Origin of the sequence: Klebsiella sp. Shm-1, assembly GCF_040804525.1 — a bacterium.
GTDB lineage: Bacteria > Pseudomonadota > Gammaproteobacteria > Enterobacterales > Enterobacteriaceae > Klebsiella > Klebsiella pneumoniae.
The window spans coordinates 4,520,901-4,541,452 of the sequence record NZ_CP161823.1; the positions used below are offsets into that span (position 1 = coordinate 4,520,901).

Consider the following 20,552-nt stretch of genomic DNA (forward strand, 5'->3'; position numbering starts at 1 on the left):
AAGCCCCATCATGAATGACATTGAACTCAGCCAGGCGCAGCGCGACCTGCTGCGCGACAGGCTCAGCAAGTACTGCGCAGAGACCTTCGACCTCGAACTGGAGCAGTTTGACGCCGAATTTTTCGTCGACTTTATCGCCAAAGAGCTGGGGCCGCTGTTTTACAACGCCGGTATCGAAGAGGCCATCCGCACCCATCAGGCATGGAGCGAGCGTATCCAGGAAGAGATGGATTTGAAAAAGGTCTATTAACACCGCGTACAGACGCAGGAGATCAATAAAACCCTGCATACACCATGGCTATAATGGCGACTCTTTCAGCATCTCCCGTGTACGGGGAAGGAAAACCATGTCGCTTATCACCGATCTACCCGCCATTTTTGACCAGTTCTCAGAAGCTCGCCAGAAGGGCTTTCTCACCGTCATGGATCTTAAAGAGCAGAACGTACCGCTGGTGGGCACTTACTGCACCTTTATGCCCCAGGAGATCGCCATGGCGGCGGGCGCCGTTGTCGTCTCGCTGTGCTCAACCTCCGATGAAACCATCGAGGAAGCGGAAAAAGATCTCCCGCGCAACCTCTGCCCGCTTATCAAAAGCAGCTACGGCTTCGGCAAAACCGATAAATGTCCCTACTTCTATTTCTCTGACCTGGTGGTTGGGGAAACCACCTGCGACGGCAAAAAGAAAATGTATGAGTACATGGCCGAGTTCAAGGCGGTCCACGTCATGCAGTTGCCGAACAGCGCCAGCGATGCCGCCTCGCGCGCACTGTGGAAAACGGAGATCCTGCGCCTGCAGCAGGTGATTGAGGCCCGGTTTGGCACGCCGATTAGCGAGGCGGCGCTGCGCGAAGCCATCGTGTTGAAAAATCGCGAGCGCCGGGCGCTGGCCCACTTTTATCGTCTCGGGCAGCTCAATCCGCCGGCGCTCAGCGGCGGCGACATCCTGAAAGTGGTGTACGGCGCCACTTTTCGTTTCGACAAAACCGCCCTGATTGATGAACTGCATGCCATGGCGGAGCGCATCCATCAGGAGTGGCAGCAGGGTAAACGGCTGGAACCTCGTCCGCGGATCCTGATCACCGGCTGCCCGATCGGCGGCGCGGCGGAAAAAGTGGTCCGCGCCATCGAGGAAAACGGCGGCTGGGTGGTCGGCTATGAGAACTGCACCGGCGCGAAAGCGACCGAGCGCTGCGTGGCGGAAGAGGGCGACGTCTACGACGCCTTAACCGATAAATATCTCGCCATCGGCTGCTCCTGTATCTCCCCCAACGACCAGCGTCTGCAGCTGCTGAGCCAGATGGTGGAGGAGTATCAGGCCGACGGGGTGATCGACGTCATTTTGCAGGCCTGCCATACCTATGCCGTGGAATCGCTGGCGATTAAACGCCATCTGCGCCAACAGCACGATCTTCCTTACATGGCGATTGAAACCGACTATTCGACAGCGGACCTCGGCCAGCTCAGCACCCGCGTCGCCGCCTTTATCGAAATGCTGTAAGGAGCTGGCGTGAACTATACGGTTGGCATTGATTCCGGCTCCACCGCCACAAAAGGCATCCTGTTGGCGGACGGCGTCATCGTGCGCCGCTTCCTCTGCCCCACCCCCTTTCGCCCCGCCGACGCCATCCACGAGGCCTGGGAGACACTGCGCGCTGGCCTCACGGAGACGCCTTTTTTAACCCTCACCGGCTATGGCCGCCAGCTGGTGGATTTTGCCGATAAGCAGGTGACGGAGATCTCTTGTCACGGCCTCGGCGCCCGCATGCTGGCGCCGGACACCCGCACGGTGATTGATATCGGCGGCCAGGACAGCAAAGTCATCCAGCTGGACGCCGGGGGCAACCTCAGCGACTTCCTGATGAATGACAAATGCGCCGCCGGCACCGGCCGTTTTCTGGAAGTCATTTCACGCACCCTCGGCGCCAGCGTCGAACAACTGGACGCCATTACCGACGGCGTGGAACCGCACGCCATTACCAGTATGTGCACGGTGTTTGCCGAATCGGAGGTCATTAGCCTGCGGTCGGCCGGTGTCGCGCCGGAGGCGATTCTGGCCGGGGTGATTAACGCCATGGCCCGGCGCAGCGCGAACTTTATTGGCCGCTTATCGGCGCAGGGGCCGCTGCTGTTTACCGGCGGCGTCAGCCACTGCGCCGCCTTTGCCCGGATGCTGGAAAGCCATGTCGGCATGGCGGTGACAACCCATCCCGACGCCCAGTTTGCCGGGGCGATCGGCGCGGCGCTGATCGGCCAGCGCCAGCGGAGGCGCGGATGACAACGTTTCTGTTTTTATTTCACTCCACGGTGGGGGTGGTGCGGATGCGCAAAGCCATGCAGGCGGCGGGAGTGGCCTTCGAGGTCAAAGATATACCCCGCCAGCTGCGCAGCGGCTGCGGGCTGTGCATCCTGCTGGAGGGGACGGAAGCCGATGCGCGAGGCTGGATCGTCCCGGAACAGACGGCGGCGCTGTATCAGCAGAACGGGGAAGCATGGCGCTGTCTCGCCACCTTCCCACCTGCAGGTTAATCGCTCACCACAAAACGCGTCGCCGCGAAACAGTTCAGCAGGCGGTGCATGAGAAAAACCAGGGTCAGCGTCACCACCAGCGAGACCGTCACCGAGGTGATGCGGTACAGATCGCTGAACACCAGATCCTGATACGGATGCAGATTCTGGCCGAACATAATGCCGATGGTAGTGATGCTGGCGAAGCCCACCCCGGCGCCCACTTTCTCCATCACGTGGAGGCGGGCGCTGAAGGCCAGCCCGAGACCAATCAGCGGCATCATCAGGATCATGTGGTTGCTGAAATCATAGATAATCAGCTGCACCACCAGTATATAGAGACAGGCCAGCACCACCCCGACGACGCGCCAGATCGAGCTGATCACCGCCCCACGATAGTGCATCGGGAACAGGATCAGGATCCCGGCCATCAGCGCCGACAGCGAGTCGCTGAGATCGCAGATCTGAAACACCACAAAGATGATCGTCGCTACCGTACCGGAGAGCAGCGACTCATGACGGATGCGGGCGGCGTCTTTCTCAATCCGCGGCGGCGGCTTGCGCGGTTCGACGTCCGGGATCAGGTAATGCAGCAGCGCGCTCAGCGCCACGGCCATCACGCAGGCTTCCATATTGGAGAACATCAGGGTGTGCCAGTTGCTGGTGGGATAGCTCATAAAGTTGAGCATCGTGCTCTGGCACACCACCCCCATCGATCCCAACAGGAACAGCGGTCCCTGGCTCATAAAGCGGAAACGCATCACGTACAGGGCAAACACCACCAGGGTCATGATCACCGGCCACTGCGACAAATAGCCGACAATTAGCACCATTTCGACACAGTTTACCGCCGCGCTAAATATAAACTGGCGGGCGACGTGCAGGTTGAACATCGGTACCAGCGACATCAGCATCAGCGGATAAACGACGAAAAATACGCCGTACTGTACGTCGTAGAAGGTGGAGATGCTGAGCGCAATGGTCCCGGCCACGGCGATACGCACCGTCTGGCGAAAATCATTCGCCGTGTAGACGATATTGCCGTGCGGGGTAAAGACATGCGCCAGGGTATTAATAGACATAGTGCAACCAGCTCACCAGGTGGATCTGCAGGCCGGCGAAGGTGCGGGCGAAAGGTCCCTCGCTATTGTACAGCTGCACCGTGGCGCGAGCGCCGGTCGGCAGCGGTTTGTCCAGCGGCTGATCCAGCGCGACGTGAATGCGCATCCGCTGGGCGTCGCGCACCCAGCGGGTGGACTGCTCCGGCTGCGACAGCTGACCGTTCACCGCCTCCTGTCCCGCCAGAATCCCGGCGTCGCTGCTGGTCACGTGCGCCGGGAAGACTTGACCCGGCAGGGCGTCAAAGACCACCGCCGCATCGGTATTCACCGCGGTGTGGCGCAGGCTTTTTTCGCGGAAGTCGGCGACGATGTCAGTGTTGTTGTTAACCAATGCCAGCACAGCCGTCGCCGCGGTGGCGTAGATCCCCGGGTTCAGCTGCAGGTTGCTGACCATGCCGTCAGTTTCCGCACGCACTTTGGTCCAGGCCAGGTTCAGCTGCGCCTCCTCCAGCGCATTACGGTATTTTTGCAGGGTGACGTTGCGCTTATCGTCGCGCTCGCCGCGCTGGATCAGCAGGTTCTGGATCTGCGCGTTCAGCGCCGAGACCGACTGCTCGCTGGTCTGCCAGGTGGTTCGCACCTTATCGAGGTCGGACTGCGAGACGTTCTGCATCGTACTCAAGCGCTGGTAGCGATCGAGGGTGACCTTATCGTTACGCGCGGTATACTGCGCGGTGCGCAGGTTGGCGCGGGCGGCGGCGATTTGCGCGTCCAGCTGCTGGTTGCTCAGTTTCGCCTGCTCGAGGGCGATCTGCGCCGCTTCAACTTTATTAATGAATGGCGTTGGGTCGAGCTCATACAGCAGGTCGCCCTTTTTCACCTGGCTGTTGTTGTGCACGTAGACGTGCGAGACATAGCCGGAGACCCGCGACGAAACCGGGGTCACCACGCGCATGACGGTGGAGTCCGGCGTCAGCGGGATCCAGATATCGGCAACGATAAACCAGGCGAATATTCCCAGAAAAGCGGCAATACTCACCCGTACCCAGCGGGCAAATTTTTGTTCAGGCGTCATCATAGTGTGTTAGATCTTGTTATCTTCTTCGCGGATATTCCGCAAACGGCAGGCGATTTGATTTAACGTGGCGCTGAAGGTGGCGAGATCGGCCTCCGGGATGGTCTGGGTTACGCGCTCCTGATAGGTCTCGATCACGCAGCTCAGTTTTTCCAGAATAGCCCGCCCCTCAGCGGTCAGCGTCAGCAGGCGAATGCGTTTGTCATATGGCGATGTGGAACGCACCAGATAGCCCTGCTTTTCCAGTAATGAGAGGGTGCGCATTAGCGGCGGCAGTTCAATGCCCTGCACCTCCGCCAGTTCGCTGACCGAGACGTTGTCTCCCAGCTGATGCAGTTGCATCAGCACCGTCCAGCTGGACTGGGTGAGTCCGGTATCGGTGATAGCGGAGTCAATAATGGCGCGCCACTGGCGCACCACCATAGCCATCCGCATCCCCAGCGGGCGGCGGGCAAACAGTTCGTCTTCAGTCACGGGTCTTCCTCTCATTATTGAGAAGAAAATAATACTTATCAGGGTAAGTATCAAGAAACGGAAGCTCGTGCCGCATCAATTGATAAATTTCGTGAATGTATCCCGGCGGCACTTTGCGCTCACCGGGATAATGAAGAAGGTTTGCCTGTAAAAAACCGCACGTTTTAATTGATCTGGTCCCGACGCAGGCCGATATCTTTCAGCTGTTCGTCGCTCATTTGCTGCAAAACTCTGCGCGTTTGCTCCTGAAGCCACCATTTTTTGATAAACCGCACCAGCAGTACGAAACCGATAAATGGCTGTCTTGCCCTGTTCTCGTGAAATTCCATCCTCTACCTCCTCACCTTGCCAGAGGCTTTATCTTCACGGATTTGGGGGTAAGGAATACAGATTCACAAAACGCTTTTCTTTAACATACAGATTAACTAAAACGTACACCAGAGCCCAATTTTTACGCCAATCTGTACTGGTTATTCCATCTGTATGGCGGCAATTAAGGATACAGTATGACCCGCTACCAACATCTCGCTACGCTGCTGGCCGAACGCATCGAACAGGGCCTGTATCGCCATGGCGAAAAGCTGCCGTCGGTGCGCAGCCTGAGCCATGAGCACGGCGTCAGCATCAGCACCGTCCAGCAGGCCTATCAGCTGCTTGAGCAGCAGCAGATGATTGTGCCGCAGCCGCGATCGGGCTATTTCGTCGCCCCGCGCAAAGCCCAGCCGCCGGTGCCGCCGATGTCGCGTCCGGTCCAGCGCCCGGTGGAGATCACCCAGTGGGATCAGGTGCTGACCATGCTTGACGCCCGCTACGATAAATCGATCATCCCCTTCGGCGGTGGCTCGCCGGACGTGACGCAGCCAAGCCTGAAGCCCATCTGGCGTGAACTGAGCCGGGCTATCCAGCACAACCTCACTGAGGTGTTGAACTATGACGAGCTGGCCGGGCGTCGCGAGCTACGGGAGCAGATCGCCCGCCTGATGCTCGACGGCGGATCGGTGGTAACTGCCGACGATCTGGTGCTCACCAGCGGCTGCCACAGCGCGCTGTCGCTGGCCCTGCTGTCGGTGTGTCAGCCAGGGGACATCATCGCCGTTGAATCCCCCTGCTACTACGGCACCATGCAGATGCTGCGCGGGCTGGGATTAAAGACCATTGAGATCCCCACCGATCCGGAAACCGGGATCAGCATCGAGGCCCTGGAGCTGGCGCTGGATCAGTGGCCGATCAAAGGGGTGATCCTCGTGCCAAACTGCAATAACCCGCTGGGCTTTATCATGCCGGACGCCCGCAAGCGCGCGGTGCTGAACCTTGCCCAACGCTACGATATCGTTATTTTCGAGGATGATATTTACGGCGAGCTGGCCACCGAATACCCGCGCCCGCGCACGATCCACTCCTGGGATATCGACGGCCGGGTGATGCTCTGCAGCTCCTTTACCAAAACCATCGCCCCCGGGCTGCGTATCGGCTGGATCGCCCCCGGGCGCTACTACGACAAGCTGCTACAGATGAAGTACGCCGCCAGCGGGACCAACGTCCCTTCCACTCAGCTGGCGGCCTGCAATTTTATTCGCGAAGGCCACTACCACCGCCACGTGCGGCGGATGCGGCAGATCTATCAGCGCAATATCGAGATCTACACCTGCTGGCTGCGGGAATTTTTCCCCTGCGGGATCTGCGTCACCCGGCCGAAGGGCGGTTTTATGCTGTGGGTTGAGCTCCCGGAGCAGGTAGATATGGTCTGCGTCGCCAAGCAGCTGTGCCGGCTGAAGATCCAGGTCGCGCCGGGCTCGCTGTTTTCGGCAGCGGGCAAGTATCGCAACTGCGTCAGGATCAACTGCGCCCTGCCGCCGACCGAGAAACATAAAGCGGTGATGGTGAAGCTGGGAGAAGCGGTGAAGGTGGCGATGGAGTGAATTTAACCTGTTCTCCCCGGTGGCGCTGCGCTTACCGGGGCTACGGGTGATCTAACGTCTGCGTAGCAGCTTCACTGTTCAAAAAACACCATCCCCTTATACGGCTGTTCGCGGCAGGCGGCCAGACGCTGGGCGAGACTGCCGACGTGCAGCTCCAGCTTATGGCCATCGGGATCGAGGAAATAGTGCGAGGCACCTTCGCTACGGTTCAGCTTCCAGATCGCCACGCCGGCAGCCTCAAGGCGGGCGGCGAAGCTAGCAAAATCGGCTTCGCTAATACTAAACGCATAATGGGTGTAGTCGCTCTCTTCCGGCGGAGTAACGCGCCGCTGCGTATCCAGCGACAGGCACAGCCACAAATCGCCGCAGGAGAGATAAGCCCCGCTGTCCCAGCGGGCATGCAGCGTCATGCCCAGTAGCTGCTGATAAAACGCCACGCTCGGCGCCAGCTGGCTGACTGCCAGGGTCAGGTGATTCAGTCCACTCAGCATGTCTGTTCCTCCAGTGAATTCACAATGAACTGACGCAGCCATTGATGCGCCGGGTCGCGGTGCCAGCGCTCGTGCCACAGCATCAGCATTTCAAAGCCGGCGACCGCCAGCGGCGGCTCGACGACCACCAGCCCGCTCTGCCCGCGCACCAGCCGCTCCGGCAGGACCGCCACCAGATCGCTATTGCGCAGGGTCTCCAGCATAAACAGGAAATGTGGCACGGAAAGGACAACCCGCCGCGTCAGTCCGAGGTTCGCCAGCGCGATATCGGTCGCCGCGCTGAAGCCGCCCCCGTCCGGGGAGACGATCACGTGCTCCAGCTGACAGAACGTTTCCAGGCTAAGCCCAGGCCGCAGCGCCGAATGTTCCGCCCGGCCAGCCAGCACGTAGCGTTCGCGAAACAGCAGGCGCTGATGCAGCCCCGGCGGCGCGCCCTCGCGGGTATGAAAGAAAAGATCTACTGTATCGTTGGCCGCCTGCTGCTCCAGCCGCGCAGGCTGCAGCTCGAATACCGCCAGCCGACTGCCGGGAGAGGCCTGGCGTAACCCAGCCAGCATCGGCAGGAGGATCGCCGAGGCCATATAGTCCGTCGCCGCCACCCGCCAGGTCTCCGCCGCCGTGGCCGGATCAAAAGGCTAACCGGCGCCACCGCCTGCTCCAGCGCGGCTAATGCGGCGCGCAGCGGCTGGCGAAGCTCATCGGCGCGGGCGGTGGGCTGCATGCCGCGCGGGCCCGGCATCAGCAGCGGATCGGCGAAAATCTCCCGCAGCCTGGCGAGCTGAATACTTACCGAGGGCTGCGACAGATTCAGCCGCTGCGCCGCCCGGGTAACGTTGTTTTCGTTAAGCAGTACATCCAGGGTGCGCAACAGATTGAGATCCAGACGCTGTAAATTAATCACGACTATACCGGGAATTTAAGTAATTAATTTCTACTATAGCGTCAGCTTTCCTACTCTGCAGCTCTCCATACGCCAGAGGTGATATTATGAAAGTACTGCTGATTTACGCCCATCCGGAACCGCGCTCGCTCAATGGCGCGCTGAAAAATTTCGCCATCCGCCATCTGCAGCAGGCCGGGCATGAAGTGCAGGTTTCCGATCTCTACGCTATGCGCTGGAAGGCCGGGTATGACGCCGACGATAGCGGCGCCCCGCCGGTCGGCGAGTTCTGGCGGCCGACCCTCGATTCCAAACAGGCCTTTGCCCAGGGCACCCAAAGTGCGGATATCGTAGCCGAGCAGGAAAAGCTGCTGTGGGCCGATACGGTGATTTTTCAGTTCCCGCTATGGTGGTTCTCGATGCCCGCCATCATGAAGGGCTGGATCGACCGGGTGTACGCCTGGGGCTTTGCCTATGGCGTCGGCGAGCACAGCGACCGCCACTGGGGCGATCGCTACGGGGAAGGCACTTTCGTCGGCAAACGGGCGATGCTGATCGTCACCGCCGGCGGCTGGGCGGAACACTATTCACCGCGCGGGATCAATGGCCCCATCGACGACATCCTGTTCCCCATTCAGCACGGTATGCTGTTCTATCCCGGCTTTGAGGTGCTTCCCCCGCTGGTGTTCTACCGCACGGATAAAACCGATGCCGGGCAGTTCGCCGATCAGTGCGCCGCCCTGGCCGAGCGGCTGGACACGCTGTGGCAAACCGAGCCCATTCCATTCCGCCGCCAGAATCATGGCGATTATCTGATCCCGTCGCTGACGCTGCGCCCGGAGCTGGCGCCGGGGCAAAGCGGCCTGGCGGTGCATTTGCGTAGCGAATAACTGGCTATCCCGTCTTCGCCCCCGAGGACGGGTCATTTACCCGGCTCTCTCCAGTCCCAGCATGCCTCGCGCCTGGATAAAGCACAGCAGCAATACGCCCCACAGCGCCATCGTCAGATAGGGGCTGATACCGAGGATATTGAACCCACTCTCAATAATCTGCAGCAGGAACAGCGCGAGCACCATCCCAACGATGCGCCCGCTACCGCCATCCGGATTCACGCCGCCAAGCACCGCCGCGAGGATCGACACCAGCAAATACGATTCCCCATAAGATGCTTTGGCTGAGTTCAGCTTCGACATCATCAGAAACGCAGCCACCGCGCAGAGCAGGGCCGAGATGACATATACCCACATCAACACCCGCCGGGTATTGATCCCGGAATAATGGGTCGCCCGTTCGTTGGATCCGATCAACATGATCGCCCGACCCAGCGGGCTTTTCTCCAGCAGCACCCACAGCCCGGCCGCCACCACCGCAAAAAGCCACATTGGCAGCGGAATACCGAACCACTGGGCGTGATTCAGCCACAGCACCCACTGCGGATAGTTAGCGATGGCGCTGCCGCCGGTGATCAGAATATTTATCCCTTTGAGCAGGGTCATCATGCCAAGGGTAGCCAGGATCGGCGAAACGCGGATCCCGGCGATCAATATCCCGTTGCACAGGCCAATGATCATCGCCGCCCCTCCGCCGGCCAGCAGCGTCGCCAGCGCGGTAGCGCCCCCAGGCGGATAGCTCGTCGCCACCCAGGCCATCACCAGCGAGCAGGCGTTAGCCGTCGCGATAATTGACAAATTAATGCCGCCGCAAAGCATAGTCATGGCCATCGCCAGCGCCAGGATCCCCAGCACCGGCATTTGCGAGGCAATCGACTGGAAATTGCTGACAGACCAGAAGATGTTTGGCATGGCGATGCTAAAGGCGATAACCATCAGCAGCAGCAGGCCGATCAGGTAAAACTCAACGTTGTTGCGCCACGATTTTTTCATAACAAGCTCCGGTTCTGATGCTGGCTCCATGCCGTTACGCTGATGCTGACGACGATGATCGCCCCAGTGATCAGGGTCTGCCAGTAGGAGGAGACCCCTAGCAGGTTCAGGCCGTTCTGCATCACCGCCAGTAAAATCACCCCCAGCAGCGTACCGGTGAGAGTTCCGCGCCCGCCAATCAGGCTGGTGCCGCCCAGCACCACCGCCGCCAGCACCGTCAGCTCATAGCCCAGCAGTGAATCCGGCGCAACGGTCATCACTGTCCACGCCTGCACGACACCTGCGGCCCCCGACATTAGCCCCATATAGCCATAAACGAACAGCTGCAGGCGGAGCACGCTGAAGCCGACGCGGCTGGCGGATTCCCGGTTGCCGCCCATGGCATAGATCTTGCGGCCAACGGTGGTGAAATTCATGATAAACGCGGTCAACAGCACCACGGCGATCATCGTCAGCAGCGGCAACCCCAGACCGTAATCGTAACCATCGGCATCGGTATATTTGAACAGCATAACCCCCTTTTCAAACCACGGAGGGAAGTCGTAGAGCCAGACACCTTTGCTTAACCACAGCAGCAAACCGTAGAAAATGTTGAGCGTAGAAATGGTGATAATGATCGAGGGGACCCGCAGACGATTAACCAACAGCGCGTTCACCAGCCCCAGCAGCACGCCGATGCCGCCTGCAAGCACAAAAGCCACCGCGAAGTTGCCGCCTACTTTTTGCAGCATCACCACCATGCCGTACTGGGCGATAATGGTCATAGCCGGGAAGGAGATATCAATCCCGCCGGCGATCAGCACCACGAACAGACCACAGGCGAGAATGGTCAGCATCGCATAGTTATTAGCGAGGTCGTAAAGATTGCCGAAAGTGAAAAATTCCTCACTGCGCCAGCCCAGCAGCAGGCACAGCGCAATAATGAACATGCCTAACCAGAATTCATGTCGTTTCAACAGATTAGCCATTGACCACCTCCGCTATCTGCTGCTGGGTACTGCTGTCCGGCAGGAAGCTATGGGTCAACTCGCCCTGCTTCATCACCAGGATGCGATGACTCTGGTACCACGCCTCTTCAATCTCGTCGCAAATCATCAGCACGGCGATACCATGGGCAGCCAAATCGCTGATGATATGATAGATCCCGGCTTTGTTTGCGATATCCACCCCCACGGTTGGGCTATCGAGGATCAGCAGCTTAGGAGAGATCGCCAGCCATTTGGCAATAGAAACGCGCTGGGCATTACCACCGGAGAGGGTATTCACCGGCAGATGCGTATCCGGCGCCTTAATGGTCAACGCGTTGACCATTCTTGCGACCAGCTGCTGAGCTTTACTATCACTCAATAGTCCGCAAGCGCCTTTCACTTTATGAAACACGGTGCTGATAATGTTGTTTTCAATCGACTGACTCATCACCAGGCCGCGCGACATACGGTCCTCGGAGACATAGCCGATACCGTGGCGGATAGCATCCTGATTGCTACGCAACCGCACCGGCTGGCCATTTATCAGGATCTCGCCGCTGTCAGGGCGGGTCATGCCGAAAAGGCTCAGGCACAGCTCTGTTCGCCCGGCGCCCAACAGTCCGACTATCGACACCACTTCTCCGGCTTCGACCTTCAGGGAGACGTTATGATATTCCCCTTTGCGGCTGAGATTGCGCACCTCCAGCACCGGCGTACTGCCCTGCCCCTGCCACAGATCGCGCACCTGATAGTCAAATTCCTGGCCCGTCATCAGAAAACCGAGCCGGCGGGTGGTTACCTCTGCCGCCGGCAAGGTGCCGACCAGATTGCCATCCTTCAGCACGCTGATGCGGTCCGATACGGCCATGACCTCTTCCAGACGGTGGCTTACGAAGACGATGCAGATCCCCCTCTCACGCAGCTGGCGCACCACATGCAATAGTCCCTCCACTTCCTGATGGGTCAATGAGGCCGTGGGTTCATCCATAATGATAAGCCGGGCATCCTGCGCCAGCGCGCGGCAGATAGCCACCAGCTGACAGCGAGCGATGGAGAGCGATTCCACGGCGGCATCCAGCGGCAGCGAGACGTTAATACTGCGCATCGCCTGCTCCGCACTGCGTCGCAGTTCGCTGCGCCTCACCAGCACGCCGCGATGATAGTGGTTTATAGCAATGTTCTCCCACACGCTGAGATTGGGAAACAGTGACAGATCCTGATAAATCACCTGGATCCCATGAGCGACAGAGGCCGCTGGCGTCAGTTTGGGCCACGTCTTGCCGCCCAGCGTCATCGCTGCGCCCTCATCCGGGCGATAGACGCCAGAGATAATTTTGATCAACGTCGACTTCCCGCAACCGTTCTGCCCGGCCAGGCAGTGCACTTCTCCGGGCATAAAGTCGATGCTGATATCATTGAGCGCGCGGTTGGCGTGGAAGGTTTTGCTGACGTGTCGAAGGGAAAGGAAAGGTTCCATAGCATCCCCTGGCTGGTTAAGCCGGGGCGGCAGGCGCCCCGGAAGGTGGATTAGTAGAGCGAATCAATATTGTCTTTATTTACCAGCAGCACTTTATGGAAGCGGATAATATGCTTGTCGCTATCGACCTCCGCTTTACCGAGCTCTTTCAGTTCAAATCCCGGCTCAATGGTTTTGCCGTTCAGCAGGGTGCTGGCGACGGCCGCGAGGGCATAGCCGGCTGTCGCCGGATCGTAGGTGATCCCTTCGGTAATATCGCCGCTCTTAATAAGAGAAGCCGCCTGCGAGGGGATCATCATCCCGTAGACCGCGACTTTATTTTTCGCACGCTTCTCTTTCACCGCGCGCCCCGCGCCAATCGGGCCATTCGAACCAAAAGAGACCACCGCTTTCAGATCCGGGTAAGTTTTCATCAGATCGAGCGTGGTACGGCGGGAATCATCAACACTTTCCGCCACCGGCATTCGGCGGGTGACTTCATGCATGTCCGGGTAATGTTCTTTTTGGTATTTCACCAGCAGATCGGCCCACAGGTTGTGCTGCGGTACCGTAAGGCTACCGACATAGATAACGTAGCCGCCTTTGCCACCCATCCGCTTGGCCATATGCTCCACGTATTCAGCAGCGAACTTCTCGTTATCGATGATCTCCACATCCCAGTTGGCGCTCGGCTGCCCGGGCGATTCGTTGGTCAGCACCACGATGCCGGCGTCACGGGCTTTTTTGAATACCGGCTCCAGCACGTTGGCATCGTTAGGCACGATAGTGATGGCATCCACTTTACGTGCAATCAGGTCCTCAATAATTTTCACCTGCTGCGGCGCATCGGTGCTGGACGGCCCTACCTGGGAGGCGTTGAGGTTAAACTCTTTCCCGGCCTGGACTACCCCTTCACCCATCCGGTTAAACCATGGCATGCCGTCCACTTTTGAAATATTGACTACGGTTTTTTCCGCCGCATATACCGGCGCGGAAATAAGCGCAGCCCCCAACAGCAAGGATGAAAAAATATTAACGACCAGACGTTTATGCATAATAATTAGCCTCAATACGTTGTAGTCAGACAGGGGTATGACGCAAAGCGGAAAAATAGATAGAAATTGTAATAATGTTAATAATTTAGAAGAGAATAAACACAAGCTGTAACAGCAGACAGGTAATATTCAGCTATAAATATGGATAATAATACTATAATCCTGTGGCGTGAGCTTTTTCACAAAAAAAATGCAACATAGTTTGTTGTTCCAGAATAATGATCGGGTCGCAGAGAAAATATATTTTTCCCGCTTCGTTATTTACCGAAAAACAATCACATAAATAACATCAGGAAAAGTATGTGATTTTTGATTGCGCCTCCAGCCCCTTCCGTGGCAGGATACTCCCTATGAACAGAAACGTTATCGTTACCTATCCCCGCCGTTGGTGGCTGCCTGCATAACAGGCGGCACGATACACGTTTCCATTTTCAAAGCCGCCGGAAGGCGGCTTTGGTGTTTTCAGGACGTCTTTCGGCTGAACAGTCTGATAAGGAGTCCCTGATGAACCATCCACAAACCATCCTCACCGGCGACCGCCCGACCGGCCAACTTCATCTTGGCCACTACGTCGGCTCGCTGCGCCAGCGCGTCGCGCTGCAGCATAACCACCAGCAATTTATCCTGATCGCCGACCTGCAAGGGCTCACGGACAACGGCAGCAATCCGCAAAAAATCAGCCACCATATCCTCGAAGTCATGGCCGATTATCTGGCCGTCGGCATCGACCCCAGGCTCACCACTATTTGCCTGCAGTCCGCCCTGCCGGCGCTGGCGGAGCTCAGCGCGCTGTATATGAATATCGTCACCGTCGCCCGCGTAGAACGTAATCCGACGGTCAAAAATGAGATTGCCCAGAAGGGATTCGCCCGCTCGCTGCCGGTGGGTTTTCTCGCCTATCCGATTAGCCAGGCGGCCGATATCACCGCGTTCAAGGCCGAACTGGTGCCGGTGGGCGACGATCAGCTACCGATGATTGAGCAGACCAACGAGATCGTCCACAAGATGAATAGCCTCACCGGCGAGCCGGTGCTGCGCCACTGCAAGGCGCTACTCAGCGAAGTGAGTCGCCTGCCGGGCGTCGATGGCAACGCCAAAATGTCGAAATCGCTGGGCAATACGCTGACGTTATCGGCCACAGAGGAGGAGATCCACCACGCGGTCAGCGCGATGTATACCGACCCGACGCACCTGAGAGTCAGCGATCCGGGGCATGTCGAGGGCAACGTGGTGTTTACCTATCTCGATGCATTCCACAGCGATAAGGCGCGGGTGGCAGAGATGAAAGCCCACTATCAGCGCGGCGGGCTGGGCGATCGCCAGTGTAAGAATGAGCTGGAGACCTGCTTGCAGACGCTACTGGCGCCGATCCGCGAACGCAGGGCCACTTTTATTCAGGATAAAGGGATGCTGCTGGAGCTGCTGCGCCAGGGCAGCGAACGCGCCCACCACCTCACACAGCAGACGCTGCATGAGGTGAAGCGTGGGCTGGGTCTGCCGGTGCTGTTCTGAGATGGTGAAATACTCCCTGTGCGGATAATTTTGTTAACACGCCGACAAGACCCTGTCTTTCGTATGGACAATATCGCCCCGGCTGTTACTATCGCGTTAACGGTAGCTCTCACTATGCGTGTTTCATTAAGGCCAGGATCGCTGATGATGACCACATAAGTAGCCCAGCGAGCGGCTGCGCATCGGCGCGGCAGAGCGCGGCGTCAGCGGCCCTCCCTCCACTTTTTCGTCCTTCGCAAGAAGGACGCTCCGCCCGCCGGAGGAAACACGCGCACCACTCAGCACAGGGAATCAAGCGAGTCGCGTATGGACAAAATAAAGAAACGTTGGGCAGGGTATTTTGTCGGCTTACTGGTGGTGCTCGCCGCCGCCGCATGGTGGCTGCTGCGCCCGCCAGGTCTCCCGGACGGTTTTGCCAGCAGCAACGGCCGAATCGAAGCCACCGAAGTCGATATTGCCAGTAAAATCGCCGGGCGTATCGACACCATTCTGGTCAAAGAGGGTCAGTTCGTGCACCAGGGAGAGGTGCTGGCGAGAATGGATACCCGGGTACTGAACGAGCAGCGTCTTGAAGCCGCCGCGCAAATCAAGGAGGCGGAAAGCGCGGTCCTGGCCGCCAGAGCCTTGCTCGATCAGCGACAAAGTGAAATGCGCGCCAGCGAAGCGGTAGTGAAGCAGCGCCAGGCGGAGCTGGATTCCACGGCGAAACGCCATGTTCGCTCCAACACCCTCTCCCAGCGTGGCGCCGTCTCCGCCCAGCAGCTGGATGACGATCGCGCGGCCGCAGAGAGCGCCCGCGCGGCGCTGGAATCGGCGAAAGCCCAGGTCTCCGCCGCCCGCGCCGCCATCGAAGCTGCCCGCACCAGCATTATTCAGGCGCAAACCCGCGTCGAAGCCGCCCAGGCGACCGAGCGGCGGATCCTCGCCGATATTGACGATAGCGAGCTCAAAGCCCCCCGCGATGGCCGCATTCAGTATCGCGTCGCTGAGCCAGGCGAAGTCCTGGCCGCCGGTGGCCGGGTACTGAACATGGTCGATCTCGCCGATGTCTATATGACCTTTTTTCTGCCCACCGAACAGGCAGGTCTGCTGGCGCTCGGCAGCGAAGCGCGCTTGGTCCTTGATGCCGCGCCGGATCTGGTGATCCCGGCCAATATCAGCTTTGTCGCCAGCGTCGCCCAGTTCACGCCGAAAACGGTCGAGACCAGCGACGAGCGCCTGAAGCTAATGTTCCGCGTCAAAGCGCGTATCCCGCCGGAGCTGCTGGCGCAACACCTGGAGTATGTCAAAACCGGCCTGCCCGGTATGGCTTACGTACGGCTGGATAAACAACAACCCTGGCCTGAAGCCCTGGCGGTGAGGTTACCGCAATGAAACTAACGCCGCAGGATACCTCGCCCCCCGTCGCCCTGCTGGAACACGTTGGTCAGCAGTTTGGCGCCACCATCGCGCTGCGCGATATCAGTCTGGCGATCCCGGCACGGCGTATGGTTGGCCTGATTGGCCCGGACGGCGTCGGCAAATCGAGCCTGCTTTCGCTGATCGCCGGGGCGCGGACCATCGAGCAGGGGAACGTGATGGTGCTTGGCGGCGATATGCGCGATGTGCATCACCGCCGCGAGGTGTGCCCGAAAATCGCGTGGATGCCGCAGGGGCTGGGGAAAAACCTCTATCACACTCTCTCGGTGTATGAAAACGTCGACTTCTTCGCCCGCCTGTTCGGCCACGATAAAGCCGAGCGCGAACTGCGCATCAACGAGCTGCTGCAGAGTACCGGGCTGGCGCCGTTTCGCGATCGCCCCGCCGGAAAACTTTCCGGTGGGATGAAGCAAAAGCTCGGCCTGTGCTGCGCGCTGATCCACGATCCGCAGCTGCTGATCCTTGATGAACCGACCACCGGCGTCGATCCCCTCTCCCGGGCGCAGTTCTGGGAGCTTATCGACAGTATTCGCCAGCGCCAGCCGGCGATGAGCGTGCTGGTGGCCACCGCCTACATGGAAGAGGCCGAGCGCTTTGACTGGCTGGTGGCGATGAACGCCGGCGAGGTGCTGGCGGCCGGCAGCGCCGCAGAGCTCAAAGCCCAGACCGGCAGCCAGACCCTGGAGCAGGCGTTTATCGCCCTGCTGCCAGAAGCACAGCGTCGGGCGCATAGGGCGGTAGTTATCCCACCGCGCGACAGCCGTGAGGAAGAGATCGCCATCGAAGCGCGCGGCCTGACCATGCGCTTCGGCAACTTTGTTGCCGTCGACCACGTTAATTTCCGCATCGCCCGCGGTGAAATCTTCGGCTTCCTCGGCTCCAACGGCTGCGGCAAATCCACCACCATGAAGATGCTCACCGGCCTGCTGCCCGCCAGCGAAGGTGAAGCCTGGCTGTTCGGCCAGCCGGTCGACCCGAAGGATATCGCCACCCGCCAGCGGGTGGGCTATATGTCGCAGGCCTTCTCGCTCTATAGCGAGCTGACCGTCCGGCAAAACCTCGAGCTGCACGCCCGCCTGTTCCATATTCCGGACGGCGAAATCCCCGGCCGGGTGGCGGAAATGTGCGAGCGCTTTATGCTGACCGAGGTTGAAGACGCGCTTCCCGCCGATCTGCCGCTGGGGATCCGTCAGCGCCTGTCGTTAGCGGTGGCGGTCATCCATCGCCCGGAGATGCTGATCCTCGACGAGCCGACCTCCGGCGTCGACCCGGTGGCGCGGGATATGTTCTGGCAGCTGATGGTAGACCTCGCGCGGCAGGATCAGGTGACCATTTTTATCTCCACCCACTTTATGAATGAGGCGGAACGCTGCGATCGTATCTCCCTGATGCACGCCGGCAAAGTGCTGGCCAGCGATACGCCGCAGGCGCTGGTCGAGCAGCGCGGTTCAAACAGCCTGGAAGAGGCGTTTATCGCCTGGCTTAAAGAGGCCCAGCCGTCCTCTCCAGTACCAGAAGAACCCACGTCTGCTGTGGCATCGCATTCCGGACATACGGCTCCACGGCAGGCCTTCAGTCTTCGCCGGCTGTTTAGCTATAGCCGCCGCGAGGCGCTGGAGCTGCGCCGCGATCCGGTACGATCGACGCTGGCGCTGCTGGGGACGGTGATCCTGATGTTTATCATGGGGTATGGGATCAGCATGGACGTTGAGGATCTGCGCTTTGCCGTCCTCGACCGCGATCAAACCCTCAGCAGCCAGGGCTGGTCGCAGAACATAGCCGGTTCACGCTACTTTATCGAACAGGCGCCGCTGCGCAGCTATGACGAACTGGACCGCCGGATGCGCGACGGCGAGCTGGCGGTGGCGATAGAGATCCCGCCGAACTTTGGCCGCGATATCGCCCGCGGCACGCCGGTGCAAATCGGCGTGTGGGTGGACGGCGCGATGCCCAACCGCGCGGAAACCGTGCGCGGCTACGTACAGGCGATGCATCTGGCCTGGCTGCAGGAGATGGCCGGCCGGCAGAGCAGCCCGCAGCGCGATACCTCGCTCATCTCCATCGAGACCCGCTATCGCTACAATCCAGAGGTGAAGAGCCTGCCGGCCATCGTCCCGGCGGTGATCCCGCTGCTGCTGATGATGATCCCGGCGATGCTCAGCGCCCTGAGCGTAGTACGTGAAAAAGAGCTCGGGTCGATTATCAACTTGTACGTGACGCCGACCACCCGTAGCGAGTTCCTGCTCGGCAAGCAGCTGCCTTACATCGTACTGGGGATGTTTAACTTCTTCCTGCTGTGCGCGCTGTCGGTCTTTGTCTTTGGCGTCGCGCATAAGGGGAGTTTCCTGACGCTGACCCTGGCGGCGCTGCTGTATGTCACCATCGCCACTGGTCTGGGGCTGCTGATCTCAACCTTTATGAAGAGCCAAATCGCCGCTATTTTCGGTACCGCGATTATTACGCTGATCCCGGCAACCCAGTTTTCCGGAATGATCGATCCGGTGGCCTCGCTGGAAGGTCCCGGACGCTGGATTGGGCAAATCTACCCGACCAGCCACTTCCTGACTATCGCCCGCGGGACCTTTTCCAAAGCGCTGAATATTAGCGATTTGTGGGGCTCATTCATTCCGCTACTGATTGCGGTGCCGCTGGTGCTCGGGTTGAGCGTGCTGCTGCTGAAGAAACAGGAGGGATGATGCGCGGATTACGCAATATTTATAATCTTGGCGTCAAAGAGCTGCGCAGCCTGCTCGGTGATAAAGCGATGCTGGCGCTGATCGTGTTTGCGTTTACCGTGTCGGTGTACTCCTCGGCCACGGTGATGCCCGGTTCGCTGCACCTGGCGCCGATCGCGGTTGCTGATATGGATAAATCACAGCTCTCCTCACGCATTATTAACGCTTTTTACCGTCCCTGGTTTCTTGAGCCGGAGCTGATCACCGCTGATGAGATGGACGCCGGGCTGGATGCCGGGCGCTACACGTTCGCCATCAACATCCCGCCTAACTTCCAGCGCGATGTACTGGCCGGTCGGCAGCCGGAAATCCAGGTCAACGTCGACGCCACGCGCATGAGTCAGGCCTTTACCGGCAACGGTTACATCCAGAATATTATCACCGGCGAAGTAAACAGTTTTATCGCCCGCTATCGGGATAACAGCGTGCTGCCGGTAGAGCTGGCGGTCAGGATGCGTTTTAATCCTAACCTTGAGCAGGAGCGCTTTGGCGCGGTGATGGCGATCATCAACAATATCACCATGCTGGCCATTGTCCTCACCGGTTCGGCGCTGATCCGCGAGCGGGAACATGGCACCATTGAGCATCTGCTGGTGATGCCGGTCACGCCGTTTGAAATTATGCTGGCCAAGATCTGGTCGATGGGCCTGGTGGTGCTGGTGGTGTCCGGGTTGTCACTGATACTGATGGTACAGGGGATTTTGCAGGTGCCCATTGAAGGGTCGATTACCCTGTTTATGCTGGGGGTGGCGCTCAGCCTGTTCGCCACTACCTCGATCGGCATTTTTATGGGCACCCTCGCCCGCTCGATGCCGAAGCTGGGGCTGCTGATGATCCTGGTCTTACTGCCGCTGCAGATGCTCTCCGGCGGATCCACGCCGCGAGAAAGTATGCCGCAGCTGGTACAGGATATTATGTTGACCATGCCGACCACCCACTTCGTCAGCCTGGCGCAGGCGATATTGTATCGAGGCGCCAGCTTCGCCATCGTCTGGCCGCAGTTCTTAACCTTGCTGGCTATCGGCGGAGTGTTCTTTACTATCGCGTTGCTGCGTTTTCGTAAGACTATCGGTGAGATGGCATAAAGGCTTAAGAAGGGCCGTCGACTTACGGCGGCC

At 59.1% G+C, this 20,552-nt stretch carries 19 protein-coding genes and 1 pseudogene; 10 read left to right on the forward strand and 10 right to left on the reverse strand.

Annotation, left to right across the window (positions count from 1 at the left end; all coding sequences use genetic code 11):
• The first annotated feature begins 10 nt into the window (after positions 1-10).
• From AB1E37_RS22145 to AB1E37_RS22160, 4 genes are all read left to right on the forward strand, one after another.
• Positions 11-250 (forward strand): DUF2164 domain-containing protein, encoded by a 240-nt coding sequence (locus AB1E37_RS22145; protein WP_002887416.1) that lies wholly within the window; start codon positions 11-13, stop codon positions 248-250.
• Between the two features lie 97 nt (positions 251-347).
• The gene (locus AB1E37_RS22150; protein WP_002887414.1) at positions 348-1,499 is read left to right on the forward strand and encodes a double-cubane-cluster-containing anaerobic reductase; all 1,152 of its coding nucleotides are present in this window, start codon (positions 348-350) and stop codon (positions 1,497-1,499) included.
• A 9-nt stretch (positions 1,500-1,508) separates the two neighbouring features.
• Positions 1,509-2,276, forward strand: coding sequence for a putative 2-hydroxyacyl-CoA dehydratase activator YjiL (gene yjiL / locus AB1E37_RS22155; RefSeq protein ID WP_004177545.1), 768 nt, complete (start codon positions 1,509-1,511; stop codon positions 2,274-2,276).
• The gene (locus AB1E37_RS22160; RefSeq protein ID WP_002887412.1) at positions 2,273-2,527 is read left to right on the forward strand and encodes a DUF3343 domain-containing protein; all 255 of its coding nucleotides are present in this window, start codon (positions 2,273-2,275) and stop codon (positions 2,525-2,527) included. The genes yjiL and AB1E37_RS22160 overlap by 4 nt, the downstream gene beginning before the upstream one ends.
• Here AB1E37_RS22160 and AB1E37_RS22165 read toward each other — a convergent pair.
• From AB1E37_RS22165 to AB1E37_RS22180, 4 genes are all read right to left on the reverse strand, one after another.
• Positions 2,524-3,588 carry a DUF2955 domain-containing protein gene (locus tag AB1E37_RS22165; protein ID WP_002887411.1) on the reverse strand — a complete coding sequence of 355 codons (1,065 nt, stop codon included), beginning with the start codon at positions 3,586-3,588 and terminating at the stop codon, positions 2,524-2,526. The genes AB1E37_RS22160 and AB1E37_RS22165 overlap by 4 nt on opposite strands.
• On the reverse strand, positions 3,578-4,645 hold the full coding sequence (locus AB1E37_RS22170; RefSeq protein ID WP_002887394.1) for an HlyD family secretion protein: 1,068 nt from the start codon (positions 4,643-4,645) through the stop codon (positions 3,578-3,580). The genes AB1E37_RS22165 and AB1E37_RS22170 overlap by 11 nt, the downstream gene beginning before the upstream one ends.
• A gap of 6 nt (positions 4,646-4,651) precedes the next feature.
• Positions 4,652-5,116 carry a MarR family winged helix-turn-helix transcriptional regulator gene (locus AB1E37_RS22175; protein WP_004177547.1) on the reverse strand — a complete coding sequence of 155 codons (465 nt, stop codon included), beginning with the start codon at positions 5,114-5,116 and terminating at the stop codon, positions 4,652-4,654.
• A gap of 164 nt (positions 5,117-5,280) precedes the next feature.
• Positions 5,281-5,445 (reverse strand): DUF1127 domain-containing protein, encoded by a 165-nt coding sequence (locus tag AB1E37_RS22180; RefSeq protein ID WP_002887388.1) that lies wholly within the window; start codon positions 5,443-5,445, stop codon positions 5,281-5,283.
• Between the two features lie 177 nt (positions 5,446-5,622).
• Here AB1E37_RS22180 and AB1E37_RS22185 point away from each other — a divergent pair, with 177 nt between their 5' ends.
• Entirely contained in the window at positions 5,623-7,035 is a 1,413-nt protein-coding gene (locus AB1E37_RS22185) for a PLP-dependent aminotransferase family protein (RefSeq protein WP_004222417.1), read from the forward strand.
• A gap of 71 nt (positions 7,036-7,106) precedes the next feature.
• Here AB1E37_RS22185 and fosA read toward each other — a convergent pair whose 3' ends face one another.
• Both fosA and AB1E37_RS22195 read right to left on the reverse strand, forming a co-directional pair.
• Positions 7,107-7,526 carry a FosA5 family fosfomycin resistance glutathione transferase gene (gene fosA, locus AB1E37_RS22190; RefSeq protein WP_032448239.1) on the reverse strand — a complete coding sequence of 140 codons (420 nt, stop codon included), beginning with the start codon at positions 7,524-7,526 and terminating at the stop codon, positions 7,107-7,109.
• Positions 7,520-8,427, reverse strand: a pseudogene (locus AB1E37_RS22195) (LysR family transcriptional regulator). Before AB1E37_RS22195 ends, fosA begins: the two are co-directional and overlap by 7 nt.
• 86 nt (positions 8,428-8,513) lie before the next feature.
• Here AB1E37_RS22195 and AB1E37_RS22200 point away from each other — a divergent pair.
• Positions 8,514-9,296 (forward strand): NAD(P)H-dependent oxidoreductase, encoded by a 783-nt coding sequence (locus AB1E37_RS22200; RefSeq protein ID WP_004177550.1) that lies wholly within the window; start codon positions 8,514-8,516, stop codon positions 9,294-9,296.
• A 36-nt stretch (positions 9,297-9,332) separates the two neighbouring features.
• On the opposite strand, the gene AB1E37_RS22205 is transcribed toward AB1E37_RS22200, so the two are convergent.
• From AB1E37_RS22205 to AB1E37_RS22220, 4 genes are read right to left on the reverse strand one after another with little or no spacing between them, the layout of a single operon-like run.
• Complete coding sequence (locus AB1E37_RS22205) at positions 9,333-10,289, reverse strand: ABC transporter permease (protein WP_002887352.1); 957 nt, start codon at positions 10,287-10,289, stop codon at positions 9,333-9,335.
• Positions 10,286-11,257 carry an ABC transporter permease gene (locus AB1E37_RS22210; protein WP_004177551.1) on the reverse strand — a complete coding sequence of 324 codons (972 nt, stop codon included), beginning with the start codon at positions 11,255-11,257 and terminating at the stop codon, positions 10,286-10,288. Before AB1E37_RS22210 ends, AB1E37_RS22205 begins: the two co-directional genes overlap by 4 nt.
• The gene (locus AB1E37_RS22215; protein WP_004177552.1) at positions 11,250-12,734 is read right to left on the reverse strand and encodes a sugar ABC transporter ATP-binding protein; all 1,485 of its coding nucleotides are present in this window, start codon (positions 12,732-12,734) and stop codon (positions 11,250-11,252) included. Before AB1E37_RS22215 ends, AB1E37_RS22210 begins: the two co-directional genes overlap by 8 nt.
• A 50-nt stretch (positions 12,735-12,784) precedes the next feature.
• Positions 12,785-13,768: an autoinducer 2 ABC transporter substrate-binding protein gene (locus AB1E37_RS22220; RefSeq protein WP_002887349.1), complete on the reverse strand. Its 984-nt coding sequence runs from the start codon at positions 13,766-13,768 to the stop codon at positions 12,785-12,787.
• A 504-nt stretch (positions 13,769-14,272) separates the two neighbouring features.
• Here AB1E37_RS22220 and trpS point away from each other — a divergent pair.
• The 4 genes from trpS (at position 14,273) to AB1E37_RS22240 (ending at position 20,519) form a co-directional block, all read left to right on the forward strand.
• Positions 14,273-15,280, forward strand: coding sequence for a tryptophan--tRNA ligase (gene trpS, locus AB1E37_RS22225; RefSeq protein WP_004178473.1), 1,008 nt, complete (start codon positions 14,273-14,275; stop codon positions 15,278-15,280).
• 306 nt (positions 15,281-15,586) lie between these two features.
• The gene (locus AB1E37_RS22230; protein WP_014599028.1) at positions 15,587-16,654 is read left to right on the forward strand and encodes an HlyD family secretion protein; all 1,068 of its coding nucleotides are present in this window, start codon (positions 15,587-15,589) and stop codon (positions 16,652-16,654) included.
• Positions 16,651-19,395 carry a ribosome-associated ATPase/putative transporter RbbA gene (gene rbbA / locus AB1E37_RS22235; RefSeq protein WP_032448237.1) on the forward strand — a complete coding sequence of 915 codons (2,745 nt, stop codon included), beginning with the start codon at positions 16,651-16,653 and terminating at the stop codon, positions 19,393-19,395. The genes AB1E37_RS22230 and rbbA overlap by 4 nt, the downstream gene beginning before the upstream one ends.
• A complete protein-coding gene (locus AB1E37_RS22240) occupies positions 19,395-20,519 on the forward strand; it encodes an ABC transporter permease (protein ID WP_032448236.1) in 1,125 nt (374 codons plus the stop codon). Before rbbA ends, AB1E37_RS22240 begins: the two co-directional genes overlap by 1 nt.
• Positions 20,520-20,552 lie beyond the last annotated feature (33 nt).

Bases quoted from the DNA above. Each gene is read 5' to 3' on its own strand.
- AB1E37_RS22145 (WP_002887416.1), top strand. From the start codon at position 11: ATGAATGACATTGAACTCAGCCAGGCGCAGCGCGACCTGCTGCGCGAC.
- AB1E37_RS22150 (WP_002887414.1), top strand. From the start codon at position 348: ATGTCGCTTATCACCGATCTACCCGCCATTTTTGACCAGTTCTCAGAA.
- AB1E37_RS22160 (WP_002887412.1), top strand. From the start codon at position 2,273: ATGACAACGTTTCTGTTTTTATTTCACTCCACGGTGGGGGTGGTGCGG.
- AB1E37_RS22165 (WP_002887411.1), bottom strand. From the start codon at position 3,588: ATGTCTATTAATACCCTGGCGCATGTCTTTACCCCGCACGGCAATATC.
- AB1E37_RS22170 (WP_002887394.1), bottom strand. From the start codon at position 4,645: ATGATGACGCCTGAACAAAAATTTGCCCGCTGGGTACGGGTGAGTATT.
- AB1E37_RS22180 (WP_002887388.1), bottom strand. From the start codon at position 5,445: ATGGAATTTCACGAGAACAGGGCAAGACAGCCATTTATCGGTTTCGTA.
- AB1E37_RS22185 (WP_004222417.1), top strand. From the start codon at position 5,623: ATGACCCGCTACCAACATCTCGCTACGCTGCTGGCCGAACGCATCGAA.
- fosA (WP_032448239.1), bottom strand. From the start codon at position 7,526: ATGCTGAGTGGACTGAATCACCTGACCCTGGCAGTCAGCCAGCTGGCG.
- AB1E37_RS22200 (WP_004177550.1), top strand. From the start codon at position 8,514: ATGAAAGTACTGCTGATTTACGCCCATCCGGAACCGCGCTCGCTCAAT.
- AB1E37_RS22205 (WP_002887352.1), bottom strand. From the start codon at position 10,289: ATGAAAAAATCGTGGCGCAACAACGTTGAGTTTTACCTGATCGGCCTG.
- AB1E37_RS22210 (WP_004177551.1), bottom strand. From the start codon at position 11,257: ATGGCTAATCTGTTGAAACGACATGAATTCTGGTTAGGCATGTTCATT.
- AB1E37_RS22215 (WP_004177552.1), bottom strand. From the start codon at position 12,734: ATGGAACCTTTCCTTTCCCTTCGACACGTCAGCAAAACCTTCCACGCC.
- AB1E37_RS22220 (WP_002887349.1), bottom strand. From the start codon at position 13,768: ATGCATAAACGTCTGGTCGTTAATATTTTTTCATCCTTGCTGTTGGGG.
- trpS (WP_004178473.1), top strand. From the start codon at position 14,273: ATGAACCATCCACAAACCATCCTCACCGGCGACCGCCCGACCGGCCAA.
- AB1E37_RS22230 (WP_014599028.1), top strand. From the start codon at position 15,587: ATGGACAAAATAAAGAAACGTTGGGCAGGGTATTTTGTCGGCTTACTG.
- rbbA (WP_032448237.1), top strand. From the start codon at position 16,651: ATGAAACTAACGCCGCAGGATACCTCGCCCCCCGTCGCCCTGCTGGAA.
- AB1E37_RS22240 (WP_032448236.1), top strand. From the start codon at position 19,395: ATGCGCGGATTACGCAATATTTATAATCTTGGCGTCAAAGAGCTGCGC.